Genomic DNA, 26,224 nt, shown 5'->3' on the forward strand with positions numbered 1-26,224 from the left:
GCGCCGCCTCCGGGCCCGACCATGAACGCGCGGTTCCCCGGGCCCCTTCAGGGGCGCGGGGAACCGCGCGACGAACCCCTGCCGGCCCGCGGCCGAGCGGGCGGCCGGAGACGGCTCAGCCGGCCAGCGCCTCCTCGGGAGCCTCGCTCGGGCGCGGCTCCGAGACACGCAGCGGCAGGGCTTCCCGGTGCGCCGGGTCGCGGACCTCGCCCACCAGCAGCTCCAGGACGTCCTCCAGCGCCACCAGCCCCAGGACCTTGCCGGACGCGTCCGCGACCTGAGCGAGGTGCGTGGCCGCGCGGCGCATCACCGTGAGGGCGTCGTCCAGGGGAAGTTCGGCCCGCAGAGTCGTCATCGGTCGCCACATGTGCTGCGGCACCGCCCGTTCGGAGTCCTCCAGGTCGAGGACGTCCTTCACATGCAGGTAGCAGCCCATGAAGGCGCCGTTCTCGGCGACCACCGGGAAACGCGAGTACCCGGTGCGCGCGGTGAGCGCGACGACCTGGCCGGGAGTGACCGAGGGATCCACCGTGATCAGCAGATCGCGGTCCAGCAGGACGTCGGTGACCGGGCGTGAGCCCAGCTCCAGGGCGTCCTCCAGGCGCTCCTGCTCCTCCGGGTCGAGGAGACCGGCCTGGCCCGAGTCCTCGACGAGACGGTTGAGCTGTTCGCTGGTGAAGACCGCCTCGACCTCGTCCTTGGGCTCGACGCGGAACAGCTTGAGGATGACCCGCGCGCAGGCTCCCAGGGCGACGGTCACCGGACGGCACAGCCGCGCGAAGGCCACCAGACCGGGGCTGAGCCACAGCGCGGTCTTCTCGGGCGCGGCCATCGCCAGGTTCTTCGGCACCATCTCACCGATGACGAGGTGGAAGAAGACGACGAGGGCGAGCGCGATCACGTAGCCGAGCGGGTGGATCAGCCCGTCCGGCAGACGGGCCGCCTCGAAGACCGGCTCCAGCAGGTGGGCGACGGTCGGCTCGGCGACGGCGCCGAGCGTCAGCGAGCAGACGGTGATGCCGAACTGCGCGGCGGCCATCATCTGCGGGAGGCGTTCGAGGCCGTACAGGACCTGTCGGGCCCGTGCGGTCCCGAGCGGTTCGATCTGGCTGCGCCGCACCGAGACCAGGGCGAACTCGGCACCGACGAAGAAGCCGTTGGCGAGCACCAGCAGGGCGGCGAAGAGGAGTTGGAGCACGCTCATCGGACGGCCTCCGGGACGGGCGCGGTCCGCACCAGGCGGACGCGTTCGGCGCGGTAGTGCCCGACCTGGCGTACCGACAGACGCCAGCCCGGCAGTTCGGCCCGGTCGCCGGGGGCCGGGATCCGGCCGAGCAGATCGGCGACCAGGCCGGCCACGGTCTCGTACGGTCCCTCGGGCACGTCGAGGCCTATGCGCTGGAGGACGTCGACGCGGCAGCTGCCGTCGGCGTCCCACGCGGGCCGCCCGTCCTCGGGCGGGGCGGGGGCGAGCTCGGGGAGTTCGTTGAGGACGTCGTCGTGCTCGTCGTGGACCTCGCCGACGAGCTCCTCGACGATGTCCTCCAGGGTGACGACGCCCGCCGTACCGCCGTACTCGTCGACGACGACGGCGATGGGCTGTTCGCTGCGCAGTTGTTCCAGCAGCGGCTGCACGGGCAGCGTCTCCGGGACGAGCAGCGGTGCCTGGGCGATCCGGCCCACCGGGGTGCGCAGCCGGTCGTGCGAGGGGATCGCCAGGGCGTCCTTGAGGTGCACCATGCCGACGATCTCGTCGATCCGCTCCCGGTAGACGGGGAATCGGGACAGGCCGGTGGCGCGGGTGAGGTTGACGACGTCCTCGGCGGTCGCCGACGACTGGAGCGCGCTGACCTTCACGCGGGGTGTCATGACGTGCTGGGCCGTCAGGTCGGCCAGCGAGATGGTCCGCACGAACAGGTCCGCGGTGTCCTGCTCCAGGGCGCCGGCCTGTGCCGAGTGCCGGGCCAGGGAGACGAGTTCGCCGGGGGTGCGGGCGGAGGCCAGCTCCTCGGCGGGTTCCACGCCCAGGGCACGCACCAGCCGGTTGGCGACGGTGTTGAGCGCGGCGATCACCGGCCGGAAGAGGCGGGAGAAGACGTGCTGGGGGCCCGCGACGAAGCGGGCGACCTGGAGGGGCCTGGAGACCGCCCAGTTCTTGGGCACCAGCTCACCGACCACCATCTGCACGGCCGAGGCGAGCAGCATGCCGACGACCACGGCGACACCGGGCACGGCACCTTCGGGGAGGCCGATCGCGCTGAAGGGGCCGTGCAGCAGCTCGGCGAGCGCCGGTTCGGCGAGCATGCCGACCACGAGCGAGGTGATGGTGATGCCGAGCTGGGTGCCGGAGAGCTGGAAGGACAGCTCCTTGAGGGAGTCGACCACGGTACCGGCCCGTCGGTCGCCTTCGGCCGCGGCCTTCTCGGCGTCGGGGCGCTCGACCGTGACGAGGCCGAACTCCGCCGCGACGAAGAAGCCGTTGGCGAGGATCAGCAGGAACGCCGCTCCCAGGAGCAGCAGGGGGATGGTCATGCCGCCGCCTCGGTATGTCGGGAGGGGGCGGCGCAGGTACTACAGGACGATCCGTCCATCGCTGGAGGGAGTCACTCCTCGGGTAGCAGGGGGCCTTGGAAACGCCGGGTGGCAGATCGAAGGCGGAGGCGCAACGAAAACGCCTCCGCCAACAGGTTAATCAAGACATGGGCCCTCGGGGCAGGGTGGAAGGGCGAGAGTCAGCCCTGATGTTCGTCACGTCGTCCGTGCGGCTCGCCGATGGCCCGGGCCTCCGCGAGGGCGCGCAGGGCGCGGGCGTCCTCGATCGCGCGCTGTTTGGCGATGCCCGGCTGGATGCCGAGCGCGGGCAGGCTGGTGCCGTCGCTCAGGTCGAGGAACACCCAGGGGTCGCCGGGGCGCAGGTTGACCTGGAGGATCTCGGCCCACTCCAGGTGCCTTCTGCCGGCGATGTTGACCACGGTGACGCCCGTCTCGTCGGCGACGACCTTGGGCCGGGCGAGCAGCAGGAGTACGCCGAAGAGCAGTGCCGCGGTGAAGACGAAGCTGGTCCGCTCCCCCGGGCTGAGCTGTTCGAGGAGGAGTGCGACCGTCGTGATGACCACGAAGATGGCGGCTCCGCCGATGAGCAGCACGGCCCGGGTGCGGGACGGCCGAAAGGTTACGGGGAGCGCGGGAGGCGCGGAGTTGTCCGACATGTTCTGCGTCCCGTCAGAGCCGGCAGGCGTGGATGGCCGTGGTCAGGATGGCCCGCGCGCCGAGGGCGTACAGGTCGTCCATGATCCGCTGGGCCTCCTTGGCGGGGACCATGGCGCGGACGGCCACCCAGCCCTCGTTGTGCAGCGGCGAGATGGTCGGCGACTCCAGCCCCGGGGTGAGCGCGACGGCCTTCTCCAGGTGTTCGGCGCGGCAGTCGTAGTCCATCATCACGTACGTCCGCGCGACCAGGACGCCCTGGAGGCGGCGCAGGAACTGCTGGACCTTGGGCTCGGCCTCCTCCGAGGTGTCGGCGCCGACACGGCGGATGACGACGGCCTCGGACTTCATGATCGGGTCGCCGAAGACCTCCAGGCCCGCGTTGCGCAGCGAGGTGCCGGTCTCGACGACGTCCGCGATGACCTCGGCGACGCCGAGCTCGATGGCGGTCTCGACGGCGCCGTCGAGGTGGACGACGGAGGCGTCGACGCCCTTGTCGGCGAGGTGCTTGGCGACGATGCCCTCGTAGGAGGTGGCGACCGTCATGCCGGACAGGTCGGCCACGCCGTTCGCGGTACCGGGCTTGGTGGCGAAGCGGAAGGTGGAGCGGGCGAACCCGAGCGGGAGGATCTCCTCCGCGTTGGCGCCCGAGTCGATGAGCAGGTCCCGGCCGGTGATGCCGATGTCGAGGCGGCCGGAGGAGACGTAGATCGCGATGTCGCGGGGGCGGAGGTAGAAGAACTCGACCTCGTTGGTCGGGTCGACGATCCGCAGCTCCTTGGACTCCCGGCGCTGCTGGTAGCCGGCCTCATGCAGCATCTCCGCCGCAGGGCCTGACAGGGAACCCTTGTTGGGGACGGCGATGCGCAGCATGAGGTCGGCTTCCTTCGTTCGTTCGTGTGGTGTGCGGATTGCTGGTGCGGCTCAGAGGTGGGCGTACACGTCGTCGAGGGAGATCCCGCGCGCGACCATCATCACCTGGACGTGGTAGAGCAGCTGCGAGATCTCCTCGGCGGCGGCGTCCTTGCCCTCGTACTCGGCGGCCATCCAGACCTCTGCGGCCTCTTCGACGACCTTCTTGCCGATGGCATGGACACCCTTGCCGACCAGCTCGGCGGTACGCGAAGTGGCGGGGTCGCCGTTGGCGGCCTTGTGCTGGAGCTCGGTGAAGAGCTCCTCGAACGTCTTCTTGGACATGGTGCTGCCCACCCTACGCGCTCGTGGCCGTACCTCAGCGCCAGGGTTCGGATACTGAGCGGAGCGTGGCCGCCGTCGCGACGGCGGCCGTCACCGCCTCGTGGCCCTTGTCCTCGTTCGAGCCCTCGATGCCCGCGCGGTCCAGGGCCTGTTCCTCGGTGTCACAGGTCAGCACGCCGAAGCCGACGGGGACGCCGGTGTCGATGGAGACCTGGGTGAGGCCCTGGGTGACCCCCTGGCACACGTAGTCGAAGTGGGGGGTTCCGCCGCGGATGACGACTCCGAGCGCGACGATCGCGTCGTAGCCGCGGCCGGCGAGGACCTTGGCGACGACCGGGAGCTCGAAGCTGCCGGGGACCCGCAGCAGGGTCGGCTCGTCGATCCCCAGCTCGTGCAGGGCGCGCAGCGCGCCGTCGACGAGGCCGTCCATCACCTTCTCGTGCCACTGTGCCGCGATGACCGCGACGCGCAGGTCGCCGCAGTTGCGTACGGACAGTTCGGGTGCACCCTTGCCGCTCACGTCTCTCCTCAGTGCCGCTGTGCTGTGTTGCCGTTGCTGCTGCTTGTTCGGTGGTGTTGCCGTCTTACTGGTTGCTGCAGGCCGACACGGTGGTCGTGTCGAGCCAGGGCAGATCGTGTCCCATCCGGTCCCGCTTGGTGCGCAGGTAGCGGAGGTTGTGCTCGCCCGCCTGGACGGGCATCGGCTCGCGTCCGGTGACCTGGAGGCCGTGCCGGACGAGCGCGTCGGTCTTGTCGGGGTTGTTGGTCATCAGGCGCAGGCTCCGCACGCCGAGATCCTCCAGGATCTGGGCGCTCGCGCCGTAGTCCCGGGCGTCGGCGGGCAGGCCCAGCTCCAGGTTGGCGTCGAGGGTGTCCCGGCCGCGTTCCTGGAGTTCGTACGCGCGCAGTTTGGAGAGCAGCCCGATGCCGCGCCCCTCATGACCGCGCAGGTAGACCACGATGCCGCGGCCCTCGGCCTGGATGCGCTGCATGGACGTCTGGAGCTGGGGGCCGCAGTCGCAGCGCTGCGAGTGGAAGACGTCGCCGGTGAGGCACTCGGAGTGGACGCGGACGAGGACGTCCTCGCCGTCGCCGACGGTGCCGTGGACGAGGGCGACGTGCTCGACGCCGTCGACGGTGGAGCGGTAGCCGTAGGCCGTGAACTCGCCGAAGGCGGTGGGCAGGTGCACCTCGGCCTCGCGGCGCACGGTGGGCTCGGCCGCGAGTCCTCCCTGCTCGGGCGGAGCCGAGAGCTTGAGGGAACGCCGGTAGGCGATCAGGTCCTCGATGGAGATGATCGTCAGGCCGTGCTTGCGGGCGAACGGGATCAGCTCGGGCAGCCGGAGCATCCGGCCGTCCTCGCCGGCGATCTCGACGATCGCGCCGGCGGGGCGCAGTCCGGCGAGACGGGCCAGGTCGACGGCGGCCTCGGTGTGGCCGTTGCGGACCAGGACACCGCCGGGCCTGGCGCGCAGCGGGAAGATGTGCCCGGGGCGGACGAAGTCGTCGGCCCCGGCGGTCCCGTCGGCGAGGAGCTGAAGCGTGGTGGCCCGGTCGGACGCCGAGATGCCGGTGGTCACACCGTGGGCGGCGGAGGCGTCCACGGACACCGTGAACGCGGTCTTCATCGACTCGGTGTTGTCGTCGACCATCTGCGGGAGCCGGAGCCGGTCGAGTTCGTCGCCCTCCATGGGCGCGCAGATCAGGCCGCGGCACTCGCTCATCATGAAGGCGACGATCTCGGGGGTCGCCTTCTCGGCGGCGATGACGAGGTCGCCCTCGTTCTCCCGGTCCTCGTCGTCGACGACCACGACGGGACGGCCGGCCGCGATGTCGGCGATGGCCTGCTCGATCGGGTCGAGAGCGAAGTCGGAGGCATCCTGGTCGTGCCCGGTGCTGTACCGAACCGGCGCGGTGGTCATGCCGGGGCTCCTTCCATGACGGGCTGCCCGGCCTTTCGGGAGCGCAGCCACCAGTCGCGCATGCCCCACAGGACGAGCGCGCCGTACAGGACGTAGACGAATCCGGAGAAGGCGAAGCCGTTGGCGAAGTTCAGCGGTACGCCCACGACGTCGACGAGCAGCCAGGCGAACCAGAACTCGACCATGCCGCGCGCCTGGGCGTACATCGCCACGATCGTGCCGACGAAGATGTACGCGTCCGGCCAGGGGTCCCAGGACAGGGACGGGTAGGCGAAGAACAGGCCGGCGACGGCGACCGTGCCGACGGCGGCGGCACCGGCCATCGCCGCGCGCTCGCGCCAGGTGGCGAAGCGGACCGCGACGGAGCCGTCCTGGCCCTTGCCGCGGTTCCACTGCCACCAGCCGTACACGGCGACGACCATGACGACGACCTGCTTGCCCGCGCTGCCGGAGTAGTGGGCGGTCGCGAAGGCCGCGAAGAGGATGACGCCCGAGACGAACTGGGCGGGCCAGCTCCATATGGAGCGCCGCCAGCCGAGGGCGAGGGCGATCAGACCGATCACGTTGCCCGCCATGTCCGACCACTTGATGTGCTGGTCGAACAGGACGAAGGCCTCGGAGTTGAGCCAGTTCACCGGGTGGCTCCCTCGGTGCCGGGCAGGCCGGCCGGCTGGTCGCCGCGTCCGCCGAGCAGCCGCTCGACGTACTTGGCGATCACGTCGACCTCGAGGTTGACCGGGTCGCCGGGCTGCTTGTGGCCGAGCGTGGTCAGGTCGAGGGTGGTGGGGATGAGGCTGACCGTGAAGTGGTCGGGGCCCGCGTCGACGACCGTGAGGCTGATGCCGTCCACGGTGATCGAGCCCTTCTCGACCACGTAGCGGGAGAGGTCCGCGGGGAGCGAGATCTTGACGATCTCCCAGTTGTCGGACGGCTTGCGCTCGATGATCGAGCCGGTGCCGTCGACGTGCCCCTGCACGATGTGTCCGCCGAGGCGCTCGCCCACGGCCATGGGGCGTTCCAGGTTGACGCGGGAGCCGACGGCCAGGGCGCCGAGGCTGGAGCGGTTCAGGGTCTCCGCCATGACGTCGGCGGTGAACTCGTCGCCCTCGTGCTCGACCACCGTGAGACAGACGCCGTTGACGGCGATGGAGTCGCCGTGCTGCGCGCCCTGCGTGACGACGGGGCCGCGCAGACGAAAACGGGAGGCGTCGTCGAGGATCTCGACGGCGGTGACCTCACCCAGCTCTTCGACGATTCCGGTGAACACTTCCCGGGTCCTCCTGCCTCATGGGGCACGGACTCCGGGGCCTGTCGATGACGACAGAATGAGCGGACGAGAACACCGGGAGCGTCGCCGACAGGGGCACGTCCGACAGGACGTGCCGCAACAGACGGCGGCGCGCACGAATGCCCGCCCGCCGCGCACTGCCTCCCATCCGGACTTTAACCGTCGGTCCAGGAATTTCACCTGGTCAACCGGCCGCTGGAAGCGACCGGGTCGCGGACTGTAACCGCCGGTTCGGAATTTCACCGACCCCGGAGTGCGCTGCTTCTGGTACACGGCCAGTGTGCCACGCCTGATCGACGTCCATGCGGGTGAACCCCTGTGGGGTGCCTCACAGGCCAGGCGAATGGACTTCTGCGACAGGCCTGTCGACCCAACTCCCGCGCCACGAAGGCATCTTGTTATTGGTCCATACCTATTGACCCTGCTGGTCTAGTCCACTTAGGGTCTGCGATCACTGCACTGTGCCCCCAGATCGACCCGGCGGCGGTGACGAAGGCCCTTGCCCCGCCGCCGGGTCCCCCACCCCGGCCGCCTCGCGTCCGCCGGCACGGGCGCACCGGCCCGAAGACATGTACGGGCCCGGGGAAATGGCGTGAACCGCCTCTGCCAGGCTGGGAGCGTGACGACAAGCCTCGCCGACGAGTTCGAGACGCACCGCCCGCGGTTGTTCGGGCTCGCCTACCGCATGCTCGGCTCCGCCGCGGACGCGGAGGACGTCGTGCAGGACGCCTATCTGCGTTTCAGCAGGACCGACCGGGCGGCCGTCGAACAGCCGCGCGCCTGGCTGGCGAAGGTCGTCACCAACCTCTGTCTCAACCTGCTCGCCTCGGCCCGCGCGCGGCGCGAGCGGTACACGGGGACATGGCTGCCCGAGCCCGTCGTCACCTCGGACGGGACGCTCGGCCCCCTCGAGTCGGCCGAACGGCGCGACGCCGTGTCCCTGGCCCTGCTCGTCCTCCTGGAGCGGCTCACCCCGACGGAACGCGCCGTGTACGTGCTGCGCGAGGCCTTCGCCTACGACCACCGGGAGATCGCCGGCGTGCTCGCGCTGGGCGAGGCCAACTGCCGCCAGCTGTACCGGCGGGCGGTGCAGCGGCTCGCCGTTCCCGAGGCCCGCTTCGAGGCCCCTCCGGAGCAGCAGGAAGGGCTCGTGGCCTCGTTCCTCACGGCGGCGCGCGAAGGGGACCTGGCCGGCCTTGAGCGGCTGCTGGCGGCGGACGTCACCTGGTGGTCCGACGGCGGCGGCAAGGTCAGAGCGGCACTGCGGCCGATCCAGGGCAGGGACAAGGTCCTGCGCTTTTTCGCGGGCGTCACGAACAGGATCGAAGCGGGAGCCGAGTTCACGACGGCCGAGGTCAACGGGAGTGCGGCACTGGTCGGACTGCACGACGGCCAGGTCTTCGTCGTCGTCTCCTTCGAGGCGCACGACGGCGTGTTCACACAGATGCGGGGCGTTCTCAACCCGGACAAGCTGGCCTTCGTGGGACGCCAGCTGGCCCGGGCGTAGCGCGCCGTTGTCACATCGCACGGGTGCTGCCCGGTCTCAGTCGGTGAAGTGCGCTCCGCACCGGAGCGGCCGACGTCGAAAGGGCTGAGCAGCATGACCACGATCCTGGTGACCGGCGGTACCGGAACCCTCGGGCGGCTCGTCACCGCGCGACTGCGGGCGGACGGCCACGACGTGCGGGTGCTGAGCCGGCGCACCGAGCCGTACGCCGTCGACCTGCGCGAGGGCGGTGCCGGGCTGGACACGGCGCTGGCCGGCGTGGACACCGTCGTGCACTGCGCGAGCTCTCCCCGCGGGGGCGACGAGCGGGCGGCGGCGCACCTGATCGCGGCCGCGCGGAAGGCCGCGGTGTCCCATCTGGTCTACATCTCCATCGTCGGGGTGGACGTGGTGCCGCTCGGTTACTACCGGGCCAAGCTGGCCGTGGAGAAGCAGGTCGAGGAGTCGGGGCTCGGCTGGACGATCCTGCGCGCCACCCAGTTCCACGACCTCGTGGCCCAGGTCCTCGGGTCCCTGGCCAAGATGCCCGTGCTGCTGCTCCCCGCCGGTGTCTCGGACCAGCCGGTGGAGGTCGCCGAGGTCGCCGACCGGCTCGCCGCACTGTCGCTCGGGGCACCCGCGGGCCGCGTCGACGACATGGGCGGGCCCGAGGTCCGCGGCTTCCGCTCCCTGGCCGACGCCTACCTGCGCGCCACGGGCAGGCGACGCCCGCTCGTCGATGTGCGCCTGGCCGGCAAGACCTACCGGGCCTTCAGGAACGGCGGGCACCTCGCTCCGGACCACGCGGTGGGCAAGGGGACGTTCGAGGAGCACCTCAAGGCGCACGTCGGACGGACCGAGGCCTGAGGCGGGCGAGGCGCCCTCGGCGTACGGGAGCATGCGGGGACGCGCACCTTTTCCGCGTACGGGCACGGCGCGGGGGGCAACGCCTCCCGGCGTTCGGGCCTGTGTGGCCAGCGTGCCCCCGGCGCCGGGGAGCGAGCGGGAGGCCCGCCCGACCGGCGTCTGCGAGCGTGCTGCAGAAACGCCCTCCCGGCGTACGGGACCGTGTGGGCAGCGTGCCACCCGGCGGCGGAGAGCGTGCGGGAGGCCTGCCCGACCGGCGTCTGCGAACGTGGACGAGGAGCGCCCTCCCGGCATACGGGACTGTGTGCCCCCGGCGCCGGGGAGCGAGCGGGAGCCATGCCCGACCGGCGTGCGGGAGCGTGCGGGCACCTTGCCCTCCCAGGCGCGGGCAGCCGCCCTTCGAGCGCCCGCGACCCGCGCCCGCGCCCGGGTCCGGGTCCGGGTCCGGGTCCGGGTCCGGGGCGCGGGGCGCGGGGCGCGGGGCGCGGGGCGCGGGGCGCGGGGTGCGGGGCGCGGGCTAAAGGAGGTCGCGCCCTCCGGCGCTCCCCGGCGCCGCGAAGAGCTCGTCCTGCGCGCCGTCGCGTGCGGTGAGCAGCGCTCCGCGCAGCACCGCACCCCCGCCGAGCGTGCTCGCGCGCACCTCGGTGGGCAGCGGCGACATCCGCCGCAGCCGCTCCTCCACCCGCGTCGCGAGGGCGTCGCCGCCCGCCTGCCCGACCTCGCCGCCGAGCACCACGCACCCGGGGTCGAGCACGGCGATCACGGACGCGGCGCCGATGGCGAGCCGGTCGGCGAGAGTGTCGAGGAAGCGGGCGGCGCCGAGGTCGCCCGGAGCCGCCACGGCCGCGCGCACCAGCGCCGCGGCGTGCGGTTCGTGCGCGGCGGACTCCGCCGCGAGGCCGTGCTCCGCGGCGAGTGCCGCGACGGCCGCCGCGCCCGCCAGCGAGTGGAAGCCGCCCTCGCAGTCCGTCGCCGAGGGGAGCGTGCGGGTGCCGGGCACGGGCAGGAAGCCGATCTCCCCGGTGCCGCCGGAGGCGCCACGGCGCAGGGCGCCGTCCAGGACGACGGCCGCGCCCGTGCCGTGGCCCAGCCACAGCAGCACAAAGGTGTCGCGGTCGCGCGCGGCGCCGTCGCGCTGTTCCGCGAGGGCGGCGAGGTTGGTCTCGTTCTCGACGAGGACACGGGCGGGCAGGCGTTCCTGGAGGGCGGCGACCAGGCGGCGGTGCCACGCGGGCAGACCCGAGGAGTCACGCAACTCACCGCTGGCGGGGTCGATCAGGCCGGGCGCGCCGATCCCCACCGTGTGCAGACGCTCGGCCCCGGCCTCCTTGGCGGTGCGTTCGACCAGGGTGACCGCCTGTTCGACGGCGGGTCCGGTGCCCGTGTCGTCGGCGATCGGCAGGGACGCCCGCGCGAGCTCGGCGCCGAGCAGATCACTGACGACGACGGAGACGCTCTCGGTGCGGACGTCGAGGGCGGCCAGCTGGGCGCGGTCGGCGACGATCCCGTACACCCGGGCGTTCGGTCCGCGCCGTTGCTCCCCGGACTCCCCGACCACGGAGACGAGCCCGGCGGCGGTGAGCCGTTCCACGAGGTCGGCGACGGTGGGCCGGGACAGTCCGGTGAGCTGTTTCAACTGCCCTGCCGTCAAGGGGCCTTCCTGCTGGAGGAGCCGCAGGGCGAGCCGGTCGTTGATGGCTCGGGCGGTGCTCGGGGATGCGGGCATGCCGGGATCCTCCCAGATCACGGAATCCTCCCGGGTCGGCAGGGCACACGGCCCGGACGGCCGGGGTGCGGGCCCCGGCGTCCGGCGCCCGGTCCTGTCCTCCGGTACCGGCGTCCGAATCGTCGACTATTTATCAGGCAGGGTTCCTGATAGTTTACGGCAGCAGTATGGGGAGGACGTCCGGGAGGGGCAGCGGCACGATGGGTGAAGTGGTCTACGACATGAGCGACTTGAAGCGCGCCCGGTACGCCGTGGCCGCCGTGTTCGCGGTGCACGGGGCGGTCACCGGCTCCTTCGCGACCCGTGTCCCCTGGATCCAGGACCACGCCTCGCTCGGCGCGGGGCAGCTCGGCCTCGCGCTCGCCTTCCCGGCGATCGGCGCGTCGGTCGCGATGCCGCTGGCGGGCCGGATCAGCCACACCTTCGGCGCCCGCAACGCGCTGCGCGGTCTGATCTCACTGTGGACGCTGGCGCTGATCCTGCCCTCCCTCGCACCGAACCTGTACACCCTGTGCCTCGCGCTCTTCATATACGGCGCCACGGCGGGCATGGCGGACGTCGCGATGAACGCGCTCGGCGTGGAGGTCGAGAACCGGCTCCACAAGTCGATCATGTCGGGCCTGCACGGGTGGTGGAGCGCGGGCGCGCTGATCGGCTCGGCGGGCGGCACTCTGGCCGCGCACCTCGGTTCGGACGCGCGCCTGCACCACGCGCTGGCCGCCGCGGTACTGACCGCCCTCGGCCTGGCCGCGTGCCAGTGGGTGCTGGACCTCAAGCCGACCGAGGACGAGGAGCCGCCGCCGCGCTTCACGCTGCCGCCCAGGTCGGCGCTGCTCATCGGGGCGGTCGGGTTCTGCGCGGTGTTCGCGGAGGGCGCGAGCCTCGACTGGTCGGCGGTCTACCTGAGGGACCAGCTGGGCACCTCGGCCGGTCTCGCGGCCGCGTCCACGACCGGCTTCATGCTCACGATGGCGGTGGCCCGGCTCCTGGGCGACACGGTGGTGAACCGCTTCGGCGCCGTCCGCACGGTACGGGCGGGCGGGGTCCTGGCCGTGCTCGGCGGACTGCTGGTCGTCGTGGCCGGCCATCCGGCCGTGGCGATGGGCGGCTTCGGGCTGCTCGGCCTCGGCATCGCGGTCGTGGTGCCGCTCTGCTTCGCGGCGGCCGGGCGCAGCGGCCCGAATCCGAGCCAGGCCATCGCGGGCGTCGCCACCATCACGTACACCTCGGGCCTGGTCGCGCCGAGCGCGATCGGCACACTGGCCCAGGCGACGAGCCTGGTGGTGTCGTTCGGGCTGGTGACGGTACTGGCCTGCGGCCTGGCCGTGCTGGCGGGCGTGCTGCGCGCGGGCGACCGGGACCGCCCGACGGTCACCCCTGCGGGCGCAGCAGTTCCTGACCCAAGGCCCTGAACCGGTCGCTCCACGAGGTCGGACGCAGCGTCCCGGCGTCGAGCCGGACCAGGACACGGGTGCCGTGCGCGTACGTCACCGCGCCGTCGGCCGAGCAGAAGCGGAAGCCGTAGGTGAGCCCGGTGTTGCCGAGCCGTTCCAGCCAGATGTGCACGGCGTAGGCGCCGGGCTTGCTGACCGGGGCCTCGTAGCTGACGCGCAGCTCCCGCACGGCGTTGCAGAAGTCGCCCGCCGCCTCCCAGTCGCCCTCGAAGCCGAAGCCGAGTTCGCTCCACAGCGCGGTCCAGGCGCGCTCCACCATGACCGGGTAGCGGGCGTTGTGGAGCAGTCCGAGGGCGTCCAGGTCGTCGAAGTGGACGGTGACGGGCAACAGCCGCCCGTACGGCAGGGCGGGGGCGACGGGGGCTTCGGCGGTCACGGGCGGGGCTCCTGAGACGTACGGGACGAACGGGACATGGCCGAAAACGGCACCCTCTCATCCTAAGCAAACGCTCAGAAGCCCCGGCCGGGCGGGCTCAGCCCGCGATGGAGTCGAGCTGCTCGGCGGCGGGCCGCAGCGCCCACAGGTCACCGCCGGGAGGCGCCTCCAGCCTGGGCAGCGCGGCCCGGGCGGCCCGGTCCCCCGCGTCGGCGGCCGCGTGCACGACGTCGCTCGCCGCGAAGCGGTGGAACTCGAGCTCGGGGTGCTCCCAGGGCTCGGCACCGGTGGCGGCGGGCAGCAGGTAGTCGACCGCCTTGAACAGACTCTGGCCGTCCGGCCCCCGGTACGACCACAGGTTCACCCCGACGTGCCGGCCGATGGCGGCGAGCCGGGTGTAGGCGACCAGGTCGAAGGTCGAGTAGTGCCAGCTGCGGGTGCGCGCCAGCTCCTGGGGCTGACTGCCGTCGCCGGCGATCTGCGGGTCGATGCGCCGGGCACGGGCGTCGAGGACGGTCCGCCGGGCGAGATCACGGTCGCCGGTCGCGTAGGCCAGGGCGGCGAGCTGCATGTCGTAGAAGGTGCCGTGGTTGTTCTGGGCGGCGCCCTCCTCCTTGCCGAAGGCGCTGTCGGCCAGCCAGTCACGGAACGCGGTGTTCCAGGCGCGCATCGCGCCGCGGTCCCCCTCGGACCAGCCGGGAGCGCCCGTGTCCAGGATGGCGATGGCGTCCAGGACGCTGGTGTAGGACTGCGAGAAGTCGATGATGCCGATGGCCCGGCCGTCGTACTTGCAGGGGATGAACTGCCCGTGGTCCAGGTTCGGGTTCATCCGGCTGTCCGGGGCGAGGAACCAGGTGCGCAGAACCTGCCCGGCCTTCTCGGAGTACCGCTTGTCGCCGGTGTAGTACCAGGCGAGAGCCAGGTCGTACGTCGAGTCGAAGACCTTCTCGACGTCCTGCCGGTCGGTGCCGGTGTCGACCTCGGGATTGCGCTGGCCGTCGCGCTGGACGTAGGGGCATCCCCAGGGGTTCTCGGCGGTCCTGGGCTGGGACGGCCACCAGTAGGGCGCCTGGCTGAGGTAGTCGTGGACGTCACCGCCGGGGGCGGGCTTCGGCTTGTCGACGACCGTCCAGGGGCCCTGGCCCAGCCAGTTGTCGGCGCGGGCCGTCAAGTCCTTCAGGGTGCGGGCGAGTTGTGGATCTCCATGGTCCAGACGGATCTTCGTCCGCTGGAGTGCGGCGCCGTCGAGGACCGCCGTCCGGGGAACCCTGGGCCCCGCGTGGGCCGTGGCCGAGGGGACGACGGTGGCCGCCAGGGCGATCACGGCGGCCACGACCACGCCCAGTCGGGATCTTGCACTCATTGACCACTCCGATCAGACATGTGAACGAGGTTCATGAGTAAGACCGTGCGAGCGTAGGGCGGCTGGTTACCCCTGACAATGGTCCGGACAGATTCACGTACAGAGAAAGCGAAGCCACACCATGGACCTCGGCGTGCGCTGGAAACTGCACGGCGACGGGCGCAGGCCCGAACCCGGAGCAGTCGTCCGCCCCGATGAACGCCTCTCCTGGCCCCGCACGATCGGGCTGGGGGCACAGCATGTGGTGGCCATGTTCGGGGCGTCGTTCGTCGCGCCCGTCCTCATGGGCCTCGACCCCAACCTCGCGATCATGATGTCCGGCGTCGCGACGGCCATCTTCCTGCTCGCGACACGCGGCCATGTGCCCAGCTACCTGGGCTGCTCCCTGTCCTTCGTCGGCGTCGCTGCCGTGATCCGCGCCCAGGGCGGCACCAGTGCGACGGTGACCGGCGCCGTGTTCGTCGTCGGTGTCGCGCTGTTCCTGGTGGGCCTCGCCGTGCGGCGGTTCGGGGCACGGATCATCCACGCGGCGATGCCGCCGATCGTGACCGGCGCGGTCGTCATGCTGATCGGCTTCAACCTCGCTCCGGTCACCGCCTCCACGTACTGGCCGCAGGACCAGTGGACGGCGCTGCTGGTCATGCTGTTCACCGGCCTGGCCGTGGTGTGCCTGCGCGGCTTCTGGTCACGGATCGCGATCTTCCTGGGGCTGCTCTTCGGATACGGAATCTCCTGGGCCTTCGACCGGATCTTCGGCAAGATCCACTCGGTGGACGCGAGCGGAAAGCTCACGGACCACTGGCGGCTGGACCTCTCCGCCGTCGGCAAGGCCGACTGGGTCGGACTGCCGTCCTTCCACGGCCCGTCCTTCCAGTGGTCCGCGATCCTCGTCGCGCTGCCGGTGGTGATCGCGCTGGTCGCCGAGAACGCGGGCCATGTGAAGGCGGTCGGCGAGATGACCGGGGAGACCCTGGACGACAAGCTGGGCACCGCGATCTCCGCGGACGGCGTCGCCTCGATGCTCTCCACCGCGGTCGGCGGCCCGCCCAACACCACCTACTCCGAGAACATCGGCGTGATGGCCGCGACCCGTGTCTACTCCACGGCCGCGTACTGGGCCGCCGCCGGCTTCGCCCTCCTCTTCGGCCTCTGCCCCAAGTTCGGCGCGGTCGTCGCGGCGATCCCGGGCGGTGTCCTCGGCGGCATCACCGTCATCCTGTACGGCATGATCGGCCTGCTCGGCGCGCAGATCTGGCTCAACGCCCGGGTCGACCTGCGCAACCCGCTGAACCTGGTGCCGGCCGCCGCGGGCATCATCATCGGCGTCGGCGGCGTCACGCTGAAGTTCACGGACAACTTCTCGCTGAACGGCATCGCGCTGGGCACCCTCGTCGTCATCACCGGCTATCACGCGCTGCGCGCGATGGCACCGGCGCACCTCAAGACGCAGGAACCGCTGCTGGACGAGGGCACCTCCTCGTACGACGCGGACGGCGAGCCGGAGTCGAGCGCGTCGGGCAGGGATCAGCGCGCCAGCTCATAGGCGTACTCCGCCGAGAAGCTGCCGGGCGAGCCCTTGCAGCCGTCGGACTCGCCCGGCAGCTTCACCCACAGATAGGCGTCGATCCTGGACTCGTGCGTGTTCAGGGTCGGCGCCTGTCCGATCTTCCGGCCCGCCGGATCGCACCACTCGCCGTCGGGCGGCGCGCCGTTGCCGTTCCTGCTGGTGTCGACGACCGCGCCCAGGCTCGCGGGACCGCCGAGGGCGGAGAGCACCTGCCTGGCGTACCCGATCTCGTCGGCCGTTCGGTGGAAGTTGGACACGTTCGTGAAGATGCCGTCGGAGGAGCGGGGCGAGGCGGCCCCGGCCTGATCGAGCAACGAGGCCTGCTCGGCGGCCGGGTTCCAGTCGGAGTGTCCCGCGTCGTAGTAGACCCGGGCCTTGGGATTCGCGGCCTTGAGGACACGCCCCGCGCGGGCCAGCGAGGCGAACCGGTCGGCCTGCTCGCCCTCCGAGAGGCAGTCGGACTGAGCGATCGCGTCGGGCTCCAGGATCACGACGACCTCGCCGGAGCCCAGCCCCGCCGCGAACCTGTCGATCCAGCCGTCGTAGGCCGCCAGGTCCGGCGCCCCGCCGTCCGAGGCGCCGCCGCAGTCGCGCTGCGGGACGGCGTACGGCACGACGACCGGGACCCGGCCCTGCGCGGCGGCGGCCGACGTCACGGCCCTGACCCGCGCGGTGATGGTCGACGGGGTGAAGTCCGCGAACCACACCGCCGCCGGGCGGTCGGCGATCCGGGACTCGATGACCGCCCGCCGGGAGTCGCCGGGGTGGGCCCGGACCCAGTCGAGGACCTGCGAGTCGGGATGCCGGTAGAGCAGGGGCGTGGCCGCGACGGTCTTCGTCCGCTTCCTCGTCGGAGAGGGATCGGGGCGCGGCTTCGGGGACGCGGACGCCGAAGGGGAGGGCGAGGCCGAGGCGGTCGTCGGCGTCGGCACGGCGGGCAGGGGCAGCAGGCGAGGTGAGCTCGTCACCGCCGGCCCCGCCTCGTCGGAGGGCTGATGACCGTCGAGCGCGGACAGGACTCCCGTCGCACTGCCCACCGCGACCACGACCGAGGCCGCCGCCACCATCGCACCGCGCCGGGCGGTGCGCCCGCGCTCGGCCCTCCGCGCGGCCAGCCGCTGGGCACGCAAGCCTGACACGTACTGCTCCCCCCACTCCCGCCACGGACGGTTCCCCCGTTCTGGGGAAGCGTCCGGCCCGGCGGCACTGCGGCCAGCCTAGGACTGGGACGCTGCCCCCATGGCGCAGTCGGCACAGTTCAGCGATCCCGTCGGCACGGTGGACACCGTCGTCTCCCGCATGCGCGCCCTCGACGCGAGGCTGCCCGGGCGGGACGGTGTCGCCGTCTTCAACCGCGTCTACCTCGCCGTCACCGAGGAGGTCGGCCGGCGCCTGGAGGCCGGTGACTTCCCGGACCGGCGGGCCACGACAGCGCTGGACGTACGGTTCGCGGAGCGCTATCTGACGGTGGCCGAGGAGGGGCGCGCGCCCGCCTGCTGGCGGCCCCTGCTCCAGTTCCGCCGCCATCCGGGCGTACGTCCGCTGCAGTTCGCGCTCGCGGGCATCAACGCGCACATCGGGCACGATCTGGCGCTCGCCGTGGTGGACACCTGTCGTACGCTCGGCTGCGAACCGGCCGATCTGGAGGACGAGTTCGACCGCGTGGGCGACCTCCTCGTCTCGTTGGAGGAACGCGTCCGCGAAGATCTGATGCCGGGCCCCGACCTCCTCCAGATCGCCGATCCGCTCACCCATCTGCTCGGCTCGTGGAGCCTGGAGCGGGCGCGCGACGCCACCTGGGCAGCGGCACGGGCCCTCTGGGCGCTGCGCGAACTGGCCGACCTGGCGGATGAGTTCGCCGAGCGCCTGGACACGGCGGTCGGGTTCGCCGGCCGGATGCTGCTCACGCCGCTGCCCGACTGATCCGGCCACGCCGCGCCCGGATCGCCGGAACTCCCCGGAGATCGCTGTACGTTGATCGACGGGCACACCCGGATGCGAAGGAGCAAAGGTATGGCGACTCGGCTCGGCCTCGGTCTCCCCCAGATGAAGCAGTACGACCTCGGGCGGGACGTGCCCGACGTCGCTCGCACGGCCGAGCGGATCGGGTACGACAGCCTGTGGGTCTTCGAGCGGGCCCTGTTCCCCGATCCCCCGACCCAGGGGCTGTACGGCATCGAGGGGCTGCCCTGGCCCGAGTCGTACCGCGGGGTCGCCGAACCGCTCGTCACACTGACCCTGGCGGCCGCCGCCACCGAGCGCGCCCGGCTCGGCACCAGTGTGCTGATCGCCCCGCTGCACGTGCCGTTCCAGCTCGCCAAGTCTTTCGCCACGCTCGACGCGGCGAGCGGTGGACGTGTCGTCGCGGGCCTCGGCACGGGCTGGTCGCACGACGAGTACGCGGCGGCGTCCGTACGGCCCTTCGCCGAGCGCGGCCAGGCCCTCGACGAGCTCATCGCCGTGTGCCGCGCCGTGTGGGGCCCGGACCCGGTGGTCTACGACGGCAAGGTCACCAAGATCGCGTCGGCCGCGGTCGGGCCCAAGCCGGCCCGTCCCATCCCGGTCCTGCTGGCCGCGGGCTCGCCCAAGGCCCGGCGCCGCCTCGTCGACGTGGCGGACGGCTGGATGCCCGTGGGCCTCGGCGTCGGACAACTGACCGAACAGTGGCGTCAGTTGCAGGACCTGGCGGCCGAGCGCGGTCGGACCAGGCCGATCGAGACGGTGCTGCGCACCAATGCCCGGTACTCGGCGAAGGCGTACGAGGGCGAGCACCGCCACCCCTTCCAGGGCAGCGTCGACCAGATCGTGGAGGATCTGGCGGCGCACGCGGAGCTCGGCTTCGACGAGGTCTTCCTCGACCTCCAGAGCTCGGTACGGGACGCCGAGGAGCTCAAGGACGTGGCCGCCGAGGTGTACACCGCGGCCCGGGCGGCCGGAATCTGACGTCGCCGCGGGAGGGCGGAGTCCGGCGCCGGCACGGGCGGACGGAGTGTGACTCCGGCATGGGGGGCGGGGCTTGACTCCGGCACGGGCGGGCGGGATCAGGCCGCTCGCCCGCGCCGGACGTTTCTCAGTCCTCGGGCAGTTCCACCGGCGCGATCTCGTCGTAGACGTCGCCGGGACCCGGGTTGGTCGCGTCGGTCTCGCCGCCCAGCTGGTGCATGACGCCCCACACCGCGTTCAGCGCGGTCTGCACGGCGCCCTCGGCCCAGCCGGCCGTCCAGGAGATGTCGTCTCCGGCCAGGAAGATGCCCCGCTTGTCCTCGGGCAGCCCGTCCTGCATGAAGTGCGTGAACAGACGCCGCTGGTAGCGGTAGTGGCCGGGCAGGTTGGCCTTGAACGCGCCCATGAAGTAGGGCTCGTTCTCCCAGGAGACGGTCACCGGGTTGCCGATGATGTGCTTCCTGATGTCGACCTTCGGGTAGATCTCGCCGAGCGACTTGAGCATGACCTCCATCCGCTCGTTCGCGGACAGCGGCAGCCACTTCAGGCTGTCGTCGCACCAGGTGTAGGAGAGGCAGATGGTGGCCGGCTTGTCCGGGCCGTCATCCAGGAGGTAGGTGCCGCGCGTCATTCGGTCGGTGAGCGTCATCGACATGACGTCCCGGCCGGTCTGCTCGTCCTTGTCCAGCCAGAACGGCCGGTCGACGGGCACGAACAGCTTCGAGGACTCCATGTAGTGGGTGCGCTCGATGGCCGTCCAGTGGTCGATCGGGAAGAGCGAGTCGTCGCAGGCGATCTTGGAGAGCAGCATCCAGGACTGCGCGGTGAACACGGCGGCCTTGAAGGTGCGGATGTCGCCGTCCGCGTCGGTCACGGTGATGCCGTTGCCCGCGGTGCGGTGCAGCCGGGTCACGGCCGGGCGCGGCTCGCCGTTCTCGTGCAGGCTCGCCAGCGAGGTGCCGTACGCCCAGTGGACGATCTTCTCCGGCTCGCGCTCCCACAGGCGCAGCGGCAGCTGCTGCGAGCCGCCGACGATGCCGCGGTGGTGGTCGTCGGCCTCGGTGTAGACGACGCGCAGGATCTCCAGGATGGAGTTCGGGAAGTCGGTGTCCCAGCCGCCGGTGCCGAAGCCGACCTGGCCGAAGATCTCCCGGTGCCGGAAGGACTTGAAGGACTCGGAGTCGCAGAGGAAGCCGTAGAAGGTCTGGTTGTCGAGCTTCTCGACGAGCTTCGCCCAGATCTCGCGGATGCGCGGCACGTCGCGCTCGCGCATGGCCTGGTTCATGTCGGAGAAGTCGGCGCCCTCTTCGAGGCACTTGTTCCAGGCCTCGGCGACGTCGCGGTAGACCTGCGGCAGGTCGTCGATCGTCTCGGCGTAGTGGGACTCGCCCTTGAGGTCGACGACCGTGGAAGGCGTCGACTCGGCCAGCGGATTGGGGAACGGCCGGGTCTCGAGGCCCACCAGGTCGATGTAGTGCTGGAGCGCGGTGGAGGAGGGCGGGAAGCGCATCGCGCCCATCTCCGCGCTCAGCGACGGGTCGCAGCCGTCGAAGCCCACGGTGCGCAGCCGACCGCCGATCTGGTCGGCCTCGTACACGACGGGCTTGAGACCCATCTTCATCAGCTCGTAGGCGGCCACGATGCCGGAGAGACCACCGCCGATGATCGCGACCTCGGTGCCGTGCTCGGTCGCGGGTATCTGGCCGAGCCCCGCGGGGTGCGCGAGGAAGTCGTCGTACGCGTAGGGGAAGTCCGGGCCGAACATGGTGATCGGCGGCTGCTGCACGTCGGCGTGCTGGACGGCGTTGGGCACCGTGGACGTCATGGGGTACGGACTCCTTGCGGGAAAAGCGTGCGGGGCGGGCCGGTGGGGCGGGTGCAGGGCGCCGGGACGGCGGGGCGTCAGATCAAGGACCCGTAGAGGCCGGGGCGGCGGTCCTTCAGGTACGGGTTCGTCTCGCGCGAGTCCGCGAGCAGGACGGGGTCGGCGTCGGCAAGGACCAGTTCCTCTCCACGGCCGGCCCGGGTGCGGGCGATCCCGTCGGGCCCGGCCAGCGTGGAGAGCCCGACGAACTCGAACTCGCCCTCGGGACCGGTGCGGTTGACGTACGCGACGTACATCTGGTTCTCGAAGGCCCGCACCGGGACGACGGACTCGGCGACGAACTGGAACGGATGCATCTGCGCGGTCGGGACGACCAGCAGGTCGGTGCCGGCCAGCGCGTGCGCGCGCACGTTCTCCGGGAACTCGACGTCGTAGCAGATCATCAGACCGACGCGCAGTCCGCCGAGCTCGGCCTGTACGACGGGCTGCTCGCCGGGCGTGAAGTGGTCGCGCTCGAAGCAGCCGAAGAGATGCGTCTTGCGGTAGTTCGCGAGGCGGGTGCCGTCGGCGGAGATCAGCTGCGCGGAGTTGAAGACCCGCTCGCCGTCGCGCTCCGGGTAGCCGTAGGCGACGGCCACGCCGTGCCGGGTGGCGATCTCGGCGATCGCGTCGGCGGAGTCGCCGTCCGCGGGCTCGGCGAGGCGGGCGATGTCGTCGCCGATCGCGTACCCGGTGAGGAACATCTCCGGCGTGGCCAGCAGCCCGGCGCCCGCTTCGGCGGCACGGCCCGCGGCCTCGTCGAGCACCTTGAGGTTCTCGACGACCGAGCCGGGGCGGCCGGAGCTCTGGAGCAGGGCTGTGCGCATGCGTGTTCCTCACCGGTACGGAGGGGTTTGGGGGCCAGATAGACGGTACGGTCGGCGGGCTCGGCCGGACAAGAAGGACCCGTTGCGCGCCACTGGACGAATCGTTGCGTGCCCATGGCCTTCGGCGGTGATTCGTTGCGCGCCCTCGGAAGGGGCTCTGTTGCCCTTGAGGCGCAGGTCACAGGCGTATTGCCCGCCGGCGACACCGAAGCCGCGCCCTGGCCGCCCGCACTCCGGGCCTGACGCTCATGTCCGGCCCGCCGGCTGCCGCCGGCCGGCTCCGGCGGCGCGGTCCGCACCGGCCCCGGCAACCGGGCACACACCGTCCCGGGAGGCCGGGCTGGGACCGGCACCGACGCCTGGGCTCGCCGTCGCCCCGATACCCCGATGCCCCTCGCGCCGGCGCTCGGACCACGTCGGCACCGCAGATGAGACCCGCCCGCCACGGCACGGCACACGTCGGCACCGGAGACCGGGCCCACCCGCCACGGCACGGCACACCTCGGGTCCTCAGAGTTCGCGCAGGCGCTCGACGATCTCGCGCAGCAGTTCCGGGTCGGCCACCGGTCCGCCCGGGGCGTGCCGCGGCGGGCCGTCGACACGTACCAGACCGGCCTCGGCCAGGTCGTCGAGCAGGACGCGCACGACGGTCAGCGGCAGGTCGGCGTCCGCGGCGAGCTCGACCACGGGCCGGGGGCCGCGGCGCACGAGCTCCAGCAGGGCGGCCCGGGCATGGTCCACACCCGGGAGCCCCGCGTCCGTGTCCAGGGCGGTGACCCGCGACATCAGATCGATCGCGTGCCGGTCCGAGGGCCGGGTCCGCCCCCGCGTCATCGTGTACGGCCGCACCATCGACCCGGTCTCGTCCTCGTACCAGTGGTCGTCGGACACGGCGGGCTCAGGGACCCGCCGGTTCGGCGGCCGACCGTACGGCGGCGGCCATGTGCCGGCCGACGCGGCGGACGAGCAGCGCCATCTCGTGGGCGAGCTGTCCCACATCGGTCTGCACGTCGCTCAGTACGGCCAGCCGGCTGCCGTCCCCGGCCGGGGTGATGAAGAGGTACGCGTCGTCGAGCATCACCATGGTCTGGCGCACCTCCCCCGCGGCGAAGCGCTCCCCGGCCGAGCGGGCGAGGCTGTGGAAGCCGGCGCAGACGGCGGCGAGGTGCTCGATGTCCGCGCGCCGCATGCCGTCCGAGCGGCTCAGCGGGAGACCGTCGGCGGTCAGCAGCACGGCCTGACGGACGTGGTCGGTCCTGGCCACGAGGTCGTCGAGCAGCCAGCCGAGGTCCGCTCCGGGCGGCTCGGCGGCCGTGCCCGGAGGTCCGGAGACCTCGGCGGGGCCTTCGGTGGTCTGGTCACTGCGCATCGTCGGCGTCCGTCCCTTCCTCGGTGTCGGTTCGCGGCGCGGATCCGGGGTCCGTGGGCAGGCCCCTGCGGCCCCGGTCGAGGCCACGCTGGAAGGCGCCGAAGACCGCGCGCATCTCCTCGGGCGTGACCTCGCGTTCCGGAGCCTCCTCGGCGGCCGGCTCGTCGGTGCGCAGCCCGGCGGCGAGGGAGGCCTGGCGTACGCGGGTCGGCAGGGCGGGAGCGCCCGCGGCCGCACCGGCTTCCGTTCCGTGCCCGGTCTCCTGCCACCGGTCCGGCTCACGTCCGGCGTCCCGCAACCGCACGGGCTCCCGACCGGCGTCCCGCAGCCCCTCGGGCCCCCGACCCGTGCCACGCCACCGCTCCTGCTCGGGTACTCCGTCCCGGCCGGGCTCCCGCTCCCGGGCTCCGTCCCGCGGGGGTTCTTCGCGGGCTCCATCCCAGCCGGGCTCCCGCTCCCGGGCACCGTCCCGTGGGGCTTCCTCGCGGGCTCCGTCCCGGCCGGCCTCCGGCTCCCGGGCGCCGTCCTGCCACAGCTCCCGCTCGCGGACCGTGTCCTGCCCGGCCGTCGGCGCCGTGTCCGTCGCCTCGCCCGGTCCCCCTGTCCGTTGCTGGGGCAGGACCGCCGTCCGGGTCCGGGAGGGCAGTGGCCGGCGGTCCGGTTCCGTCGTCCCGGCCGACCGGCCGGAACCGGCCGCAGGGCGCTCGGTCACCCGGTGATCGGGTGCCGTCGCCGGCCGTGCGGGCTCCCGTCGTGCGAGCTCGGGTCGGTCCGGCGCCGGTCCTTCGGGCTCCACGGAGGCGAGGACCGTCCGGGGCAGCAGGACGACCGCCGTGGTGCCGCCGTAGGGCGAGCGGCACAGCGTGACCTCGATGCCGTGCCGTGCGGCGAGCCGCCCCACCACGTACAGCCCGAGCCGGTCGTGCCGGGTCGGGTCGAAGTCGTCCGGCGTGGTGAGGGTGCGGTGGGCCTCCTCCATCTGCTCGGGGTCGAGGCCGAGGCCCCGGTCGTCGATCTCCAGGACGAAGCCGCCGCCGGCCCGGCTCGTGCGCAGGGTGACCTGGGTGTGCGGCGGCGAGAACACCGTGGCGTTCTCGACGAGTTCGGCGACGAGGTGGACCACGTCGGCGACGGCGTCCGCGGCGATGCCCGTGTCCGGCATCGGCGGGACCACCACGCGCGCGTACTCCTCGATCTCGCTCACCGCGGAGGACACCACGTCGGCCACGGGCACGGGCGCCCGCCATCGGCGGCCCGGTGCGGCGCCGGAGAGGATGATCAGGCTCTCCGCGTGGCGGCGCATGCGCGTGGTGAGGTGGTCGATCCGGAACAGGTCGTCGAGCACGTCCGGGTCGTCGGTGCGCCGCTCCAGCGTGTCGACGAGTTTGAGCTGCCGGTGGACGAGCGCCTGGTTGCGGCGCGCGATGTTGAGGAGCACGGCGAACAGTCCGCGGCGCAGGGTGGCCTGCCGGACGGCGGCCTCCACGGCGGCGAGGCGCGCCGTGTTGAAGGACCGGCCCACCTGGCCGATCTCGTCGGCTCCCGCCTCACCGTCGGCCAGGGGCGGTGCCTCGGCGGCGGCGTCCACCTCCTCGCCCGCGCTCAATCGCCGCATGACGTCGGGGAGTTGGCGCGTGGTCAGGCGGTCGGCGGCGTCCCGCAGCGCTTCCAGGCGGCGCGAGATGCGGCGGGCGCCGCGCACGGCGAACCACAGGGACAGCCCCACCGCGGCGAGGCCGAGCGCGCCGACGATCGCGGCCTTGGCCAGCTCCCGGTAGGCGAACGCCCGCCCGCGCTCGGCGGAGTTGACCGCCGCCCGGGTGCACAACTGCATGTAGCGCTTGACGGCACGGTCGGTCGTGGTGCGCCAGGAACCGGCCGCGACGGCCTCCCCGGCACGCTGCGCGCCGGCCCGCAGCAGGAAGTCCTCGCCCCGGGTCAGCTCCCGGTGCACGTCCGCCCGCTGGAACCCCTCGAAGAGTGCGCGCGAGTCGGCGGGGAGGTCGGGCACATAGGTCCGCTCGAAGACGCGGCGGTCCTCGATGGTCGCGGTGAGCGTGTCGTACTGCCGGTCGGTGAGCGATCCGGCGGCCCGCGCGCCGGCGACGAGGGCGTCCTCCCGCGACACGAACTCCCGTACCCGCACCAGCTCGATCACGACCTGGGCCTCGCGCGCGAGCTGTCCGGCCTGGAGCGCGGTGAGCGCCGACTGGACGTCGAAGCCCGGTTCCACGAGGGCGCTGTACTCGGTGACGGCGCGGTCCCAGGAGATGTCGCGGGACAGCACGCGCTGCCGCAGCCCGTCGAGGCCGTCCACGGAGTCGAGCATGGCGTCGAGGACTTGGCGCTGCCGGTCGGAGAGCGTGCCCCGGTCGCCGCCCCGGATCGCCTCGCGCATGGCCGTCACGGCACGGTCGGTCCGGCGCTGCTGCTCCATCAGGTCCAGGGCCGCGGCCGTGCGGGGCTCCGCGCCCAGGTACGCGGCGGCGAACCGGCGTTCGATCTGGATCTGCCCGATCGCCGTGTCGACGGGGGTGCCGAAGGACTCGTACACCCCCTGGACCCGTACCAGCGCGCGGAGTTCGCCGGTCACGGAGACCATGGCGAAGCTCCACAGCGCCATGAGGGCGACGACCGGGGCGAGCGCGAGCGCCACGATGCGGGTACGGACCGTGGAGGGACGGCCGAAGGGCCAGCGCATGGACTCCCCAGGACGGCAGGACGGTCGGGTGGCCGGGCGACGGTTCGTTACCCATCGGTGTTACTCG

The 26,224-nt window shown here is 72.3% G+C and carries 24 protein-coding genes and 1 riboswitch; of the genes, 6 read left to right on the forward strand and 18 right to left on the reverse strand.

What is annotated here, in order from left to right; all coding sequences use genetic code 11:
* Window positions 1–115: 115 nt before the first annotated feature.
* From ACSYGO_RS10815 to ACSYGO_RS10855, 9 genes are all read right to left on the reverse strand, one after another.
* Window positions 116–1,204, reverse strand: a complete 1,089-nt coding sequence (locus tag ACSYGO_RS10815; protein ID WP_426681724.1) for a hemolysin family protein — start codon at window positions 1,202–1,204, stop codon at window positions 116–118.
* On the reverse strand, window positions 1,201–2,532 hold the full coding sequence (locus tag ACSYGO_RS10820) for a hemolysin family protein (RefSeq protein WP_426681723.1): 1,332 nt from the start codon (window positions 2,530–2,532) through the stop codon (window positions 1,201–1,203). Before ACSYGO_RS10820 ends, ACSYGO_RS10815 begins: the two co-directional genes overlap by 4 nt.
* Before the next feature lie 200 nt (window positions 2,533–2,732).
* Window positions 2,733–3,209, reverse strand: coding sequence for a PH domain-containing protein (locus ACSYGO_RS10825; RefSeq protein ID WP_426681722.1), 477 nt, complete (start codon window positions 3,207–3,209; stop codon window positions 2,733–2,735).
* A gap of 13 nt (window positions 3,210–3,222) precedes the next feature.
* Window positions 3,223–4,080 (reverse strand): ATP phosphoribosyltransferase, encoded by an 858-nt coding sequence (gene hisG, locus ACSYGO_RS10830; protein WP_426681721.1) that lies wholly within the window; start codon window positions 4,078–4,080, stop codon window positions 3,223–3,225.
* A 51-nt stretch (window positions 4,081–4,131) separates the two neighbouring features.
* Complete coding sequence (locus ACSYGO_RS10835; protein ID WP_028803646.1) at window positions 4,132–4,404, reverse strand: phosphoribosyl-ATP diphosphatase; 273 nt, start codon at window positions 4,402–4,404, stop codon at window positions 4,132–4,134.
* A 34-nt stretch (window positions 4,405–4,438) separates the two neighbouring features.
* Window positions 4,439–4,924, reverse strand: a complete 486-nt coding sequence (ribH, locus tag ACSYGO_RS10840) for a 6,7-dimethyl-8-ribityllumazine synthase (protein WP_095932990.1) — start codon at window positions 4,922–4,924, stop codon at window positions 4,439–4,441.
* A 64-nt stretch (window positions 4,925–4,988) separates the two neighbouring features.
* Window positions 4,989–6,326: a bifunctional 3,4-dihydroxy-2-butanone-4-phosphate synthase/GTP cyclohydrolase II gene (locus tag ACSYGO_RS10845; protein WP_426681720.1), complete on the reverse strand. Its 1,338-nt coding sequence runs from the start codon at window positions 6,324–6,326 to the stop codon at window positions 4,989–4,991.
* Window positions 6,323–6,961, reverse strand: a complete 639-nt coding sequence (locus ACSYGO_RS10850; protein WP_028803649.1) for a nicotinamide mononucleotide transporter family protein — start codon at window positions 6,959–6,961, stop codon at window positions 6,323–6,325. Before ACSYGO_RS10850 ends, ACSYGO_RS10845 begins: the two co-directional genes overlap by 4 nt.
* The gene (locus ACSYGO_RS10855) at window positions 6,958–7,593 is read right to left on the reverse strand and encodes a riboflavin synthase (protein WP_095932992.1); all 636 of its coding nucleotides are present in this window, start codon (window positions 7,591–7,593) and stop codon (window positions 6,958–6,960) included. Before ACSYGO_RS10855 ends, ACSYGO_RS10850 begins: the two co-directional genes overlap by 4 nt.
* Window positions 7,594–7,744: 151 nt before the next feature.
* Window positions 7,745–7,875: riboswitch (FMN riboswitch) on the reverse strand.
* Between the two features lie 358 nt (window positions 7,876–8,233).
* Between ACSYGO_RS10855 and ACSYGO_RS10860 the strand changes: the two genes are divergently transcribed.
* Both ACSYGO_RS10860 and ACSYGO_RS10865 read left to right on the forward strand, forming a co-directional pair.
* Window positions 8,234–9,121 (forward strand): RNA polymerase sigma-70 factor, encoded by an 888-nt coding sequence (locus ACSYGO_RS10860; RefSeq protein ID WP_432175673.1) that lies wholly within the window; start codon window positions 8,234–8,236, stop codon window positions 9,119–9,121.
* 93 nt (window positions 9,122–9,214) lie between these two features.
* Window positions 9,215–9,967, forward strand: coding sequence for an SDR family oxidoreductase (locus ACSYGO_RS10865; RefSeq protein WP_426681718.1), 753 nt, complete (start codon window positions 9,215–9,217; stop codon window positions 9,965–9,967).
* Between the two features lie 517 nt (window positions 9,968–10,484).
* Here the strand turns inward: ACSYGO_RS10865 and ACSYGO_RS10870 are convergent.
* Complete coding sequence (locus tag ACSYGO_RS10870) at window positions 10,485–11,693, reverse strand: ROK family transcriptional regulator (protein ID WP_426681717.1); 1,209 nt, start codon at window positions 11,691–11,693, stop codon at window positions 10,485–10,487.
* 200 nt (window positions 11,694–11,893) lie between these two features.
* Between ACSYGO_RS10870 and ACSYGO_RS10875 the strand changes: the two genes are divergently transcribed.
* The gene (locus ACSYGO_RS10875; protein WP_426681716.1) at window positions 11,894–13,105 is read left to right on the forward strand and encodes an MFS transporter; all 1,212 of its coding nucleotides are present in this window, start codon (window positions 11,894–11,896) and stop codon (window positions 13,103–13,105) included.
* Here the strand turns inward: ACSYGO_RS10875 and ACSYGO_RS10880 are convergent.
* Window positions 13,065–13,523: an acyl-CoA thioesterase gene (locus tag ACSYGO_RS10880; RefSeq protein ID WP_460386583.1), complete on the reverse strand. Its 459-nt coding sequence runs from the start codon at window positions 13,521–13,523 to the stop codon at window positions 13,065–13,067. The two genes, ACSYGO_RS10875 and ACSYGO_RS10880, sit on opposite strands and share 41 nt — an antisense overlap.
* Before the next feature lie 97 nt (window positions 13,524–13,620).
* Window positions 13,621–14,886, reverse strand: a complete 1,266-nt coding sequence (locus tag ACSYGO_RS10885; RefSeq protein ID WP_460386584.1) for an alginate lyase family protein — start codon at window positions 14,884–14,886, stop codon at window positions 13,621–13,623.
* A 121-nt stretch (window positions 14,887–15,007) separates the two neighbouring features.
* On the opposite strand from ACSYGO_RS10885, the gene ACSYGO_RS10890 reads away from it, so the two are divergent.
* A complete protein-coding gene (locus tag ACSYGO_RS10890) occupies window positions 15,008–16,429 on the forward strand; it encodes a uracil-xanthine permease family protein (RefSeq protein WP_426681713.1) in 1,422 nt (473 codons plus the stop codon).
* On the opposite strand, the gene ACSYGO_RS10895 is transcribed toward ACSYGO_RS10890, so the two are convergent.
* Window positions 16,411–17,520, reverse strand: a complete 1,110-nt coding sequence (locus tag ACSYGO_RS10895; RefSeq protein WP_460389700.1) for a glycoside hydrolase family 6 protein — start codon at window positions 17,518–17,520, stop codon at window positions 16,411–16,413. The two genes, ACSYGO_RS10890 and ACSYGO_RS10895, sit on opposite strands and share 19 nt — an antisense overlap.
* Window positions 17,521–17,692: 172 nt before the next feature.
* On the opposite strand from ACSYGO_RS10895, the gene ACSYGO_RS10900 reads away from it, so the two are divergent.
* On the forward strand, window positions 17,693–18,376 hold the full coding sequence (locus ACSYGO_RS10900) for a DUF5995 family protein (RefSeq protein ID WP_426681712.1): 684 nt from the start codon (window positions 17,693–17,695) through the stop codon (window positions 18,374–18,376).
* 90 nt (window positions 18,377–18,466) lie between these two features.
* The gene (locus ACSYGO_RS10905) at window positions 18,467–19,396 is read left to right on the forward strand and encodes an LLM class F420-dependent oxidoreductase (RefSeq protein ID WP_426681711.1); all 930 of its coding nucleotides are present in this window, start codon (window positions 18,467–18,469) and stop codon (window positions 19,394–19,396) included.
* Between the two features lie 127 nt (window positions 19,397–19,523).
* Here ACSYGO_RS10905 and ACSYGO_RS10910 read toward each other — a convergent pair whose 3' ends face one another.
* The 5 genes from ACSYGO_RS10910 to ACSYGO_RS10930 form a co-directional block, all read right to left on the reverse strand.
* Window positions 19,524–21,221, reverse strand: a complete 1,698-nt coding sequence (locus ACSYGO_RS10910) for a flavin monoamine oxidase family protein (RefSeq protein ID WP_426681710.1) — start codon at window positions 21,219–21,221, stop codon at window positions 19,524–19,526.
* A 77-nt stretch (window positions 21,222–21,298) separates the two neighbouring features.
* Window positions 21,299–22,087, reverse strand: coding sequence for a carbon-nitrogen hydrolase family protein (locus tag ACSYGO_RS10915; protein ID WP_359497779.1), 789 nt, complete (start codon window positions 22,085–22,087; stop codon window positions 21,299–21,301).
* A gap of 510 nt (window positions 22,088–22,597) precedes the next feature.
* Window positions 22,598–22,978: a DUF742 domain-containing protein gene (locus ACSYGO_RS10920; RefSeq protein WP_257004623.1), complete on the reverse strand. Its 381-nt coding sequence runs from the start codon at window positions 22,976–22,978 to the stop codon at window positions 22,598–22,600.
* A gap of 7 nt (window positions 22,979–22,985) precedes the next feature.
* Window positions 22,986–23,456 carry a roadblock/LC7 domain-containing protein gene (locus ACSYGO_RS10925; RefSeq protein ID WP_426681709.1) on the reverse strand — a complete coding sequence of 157 codons (471 nt, stop codon included), beginning with the start codon at window positions 23,454–23,456 and terminating at the stop codon, window positions 22,986–22,988.
* Window positions 23,446–26,157 carry a sensor histidine kinase gene (locus ACSYGO_RS10930; protein ID WP_460386585.1) on the reverse strand — a complete coding sequence of 904 codons (2,712 nt, stop codon included), beginning with the start codon at window positions 26,155–26,157 and terminating at the stop codon, window positions 23,446–23,448. The genes ACSYGO_RS10925 and ACSYGO_RS10930 overlap by 11 nt, the downstream gene beginning before the upstream one ends.
* Window positions 26,158–26,224: the final 67 nt, after the last annotated feature.

It is taken from the genome of Streptomyces krungchingensis, assembly GCF_054729265.1.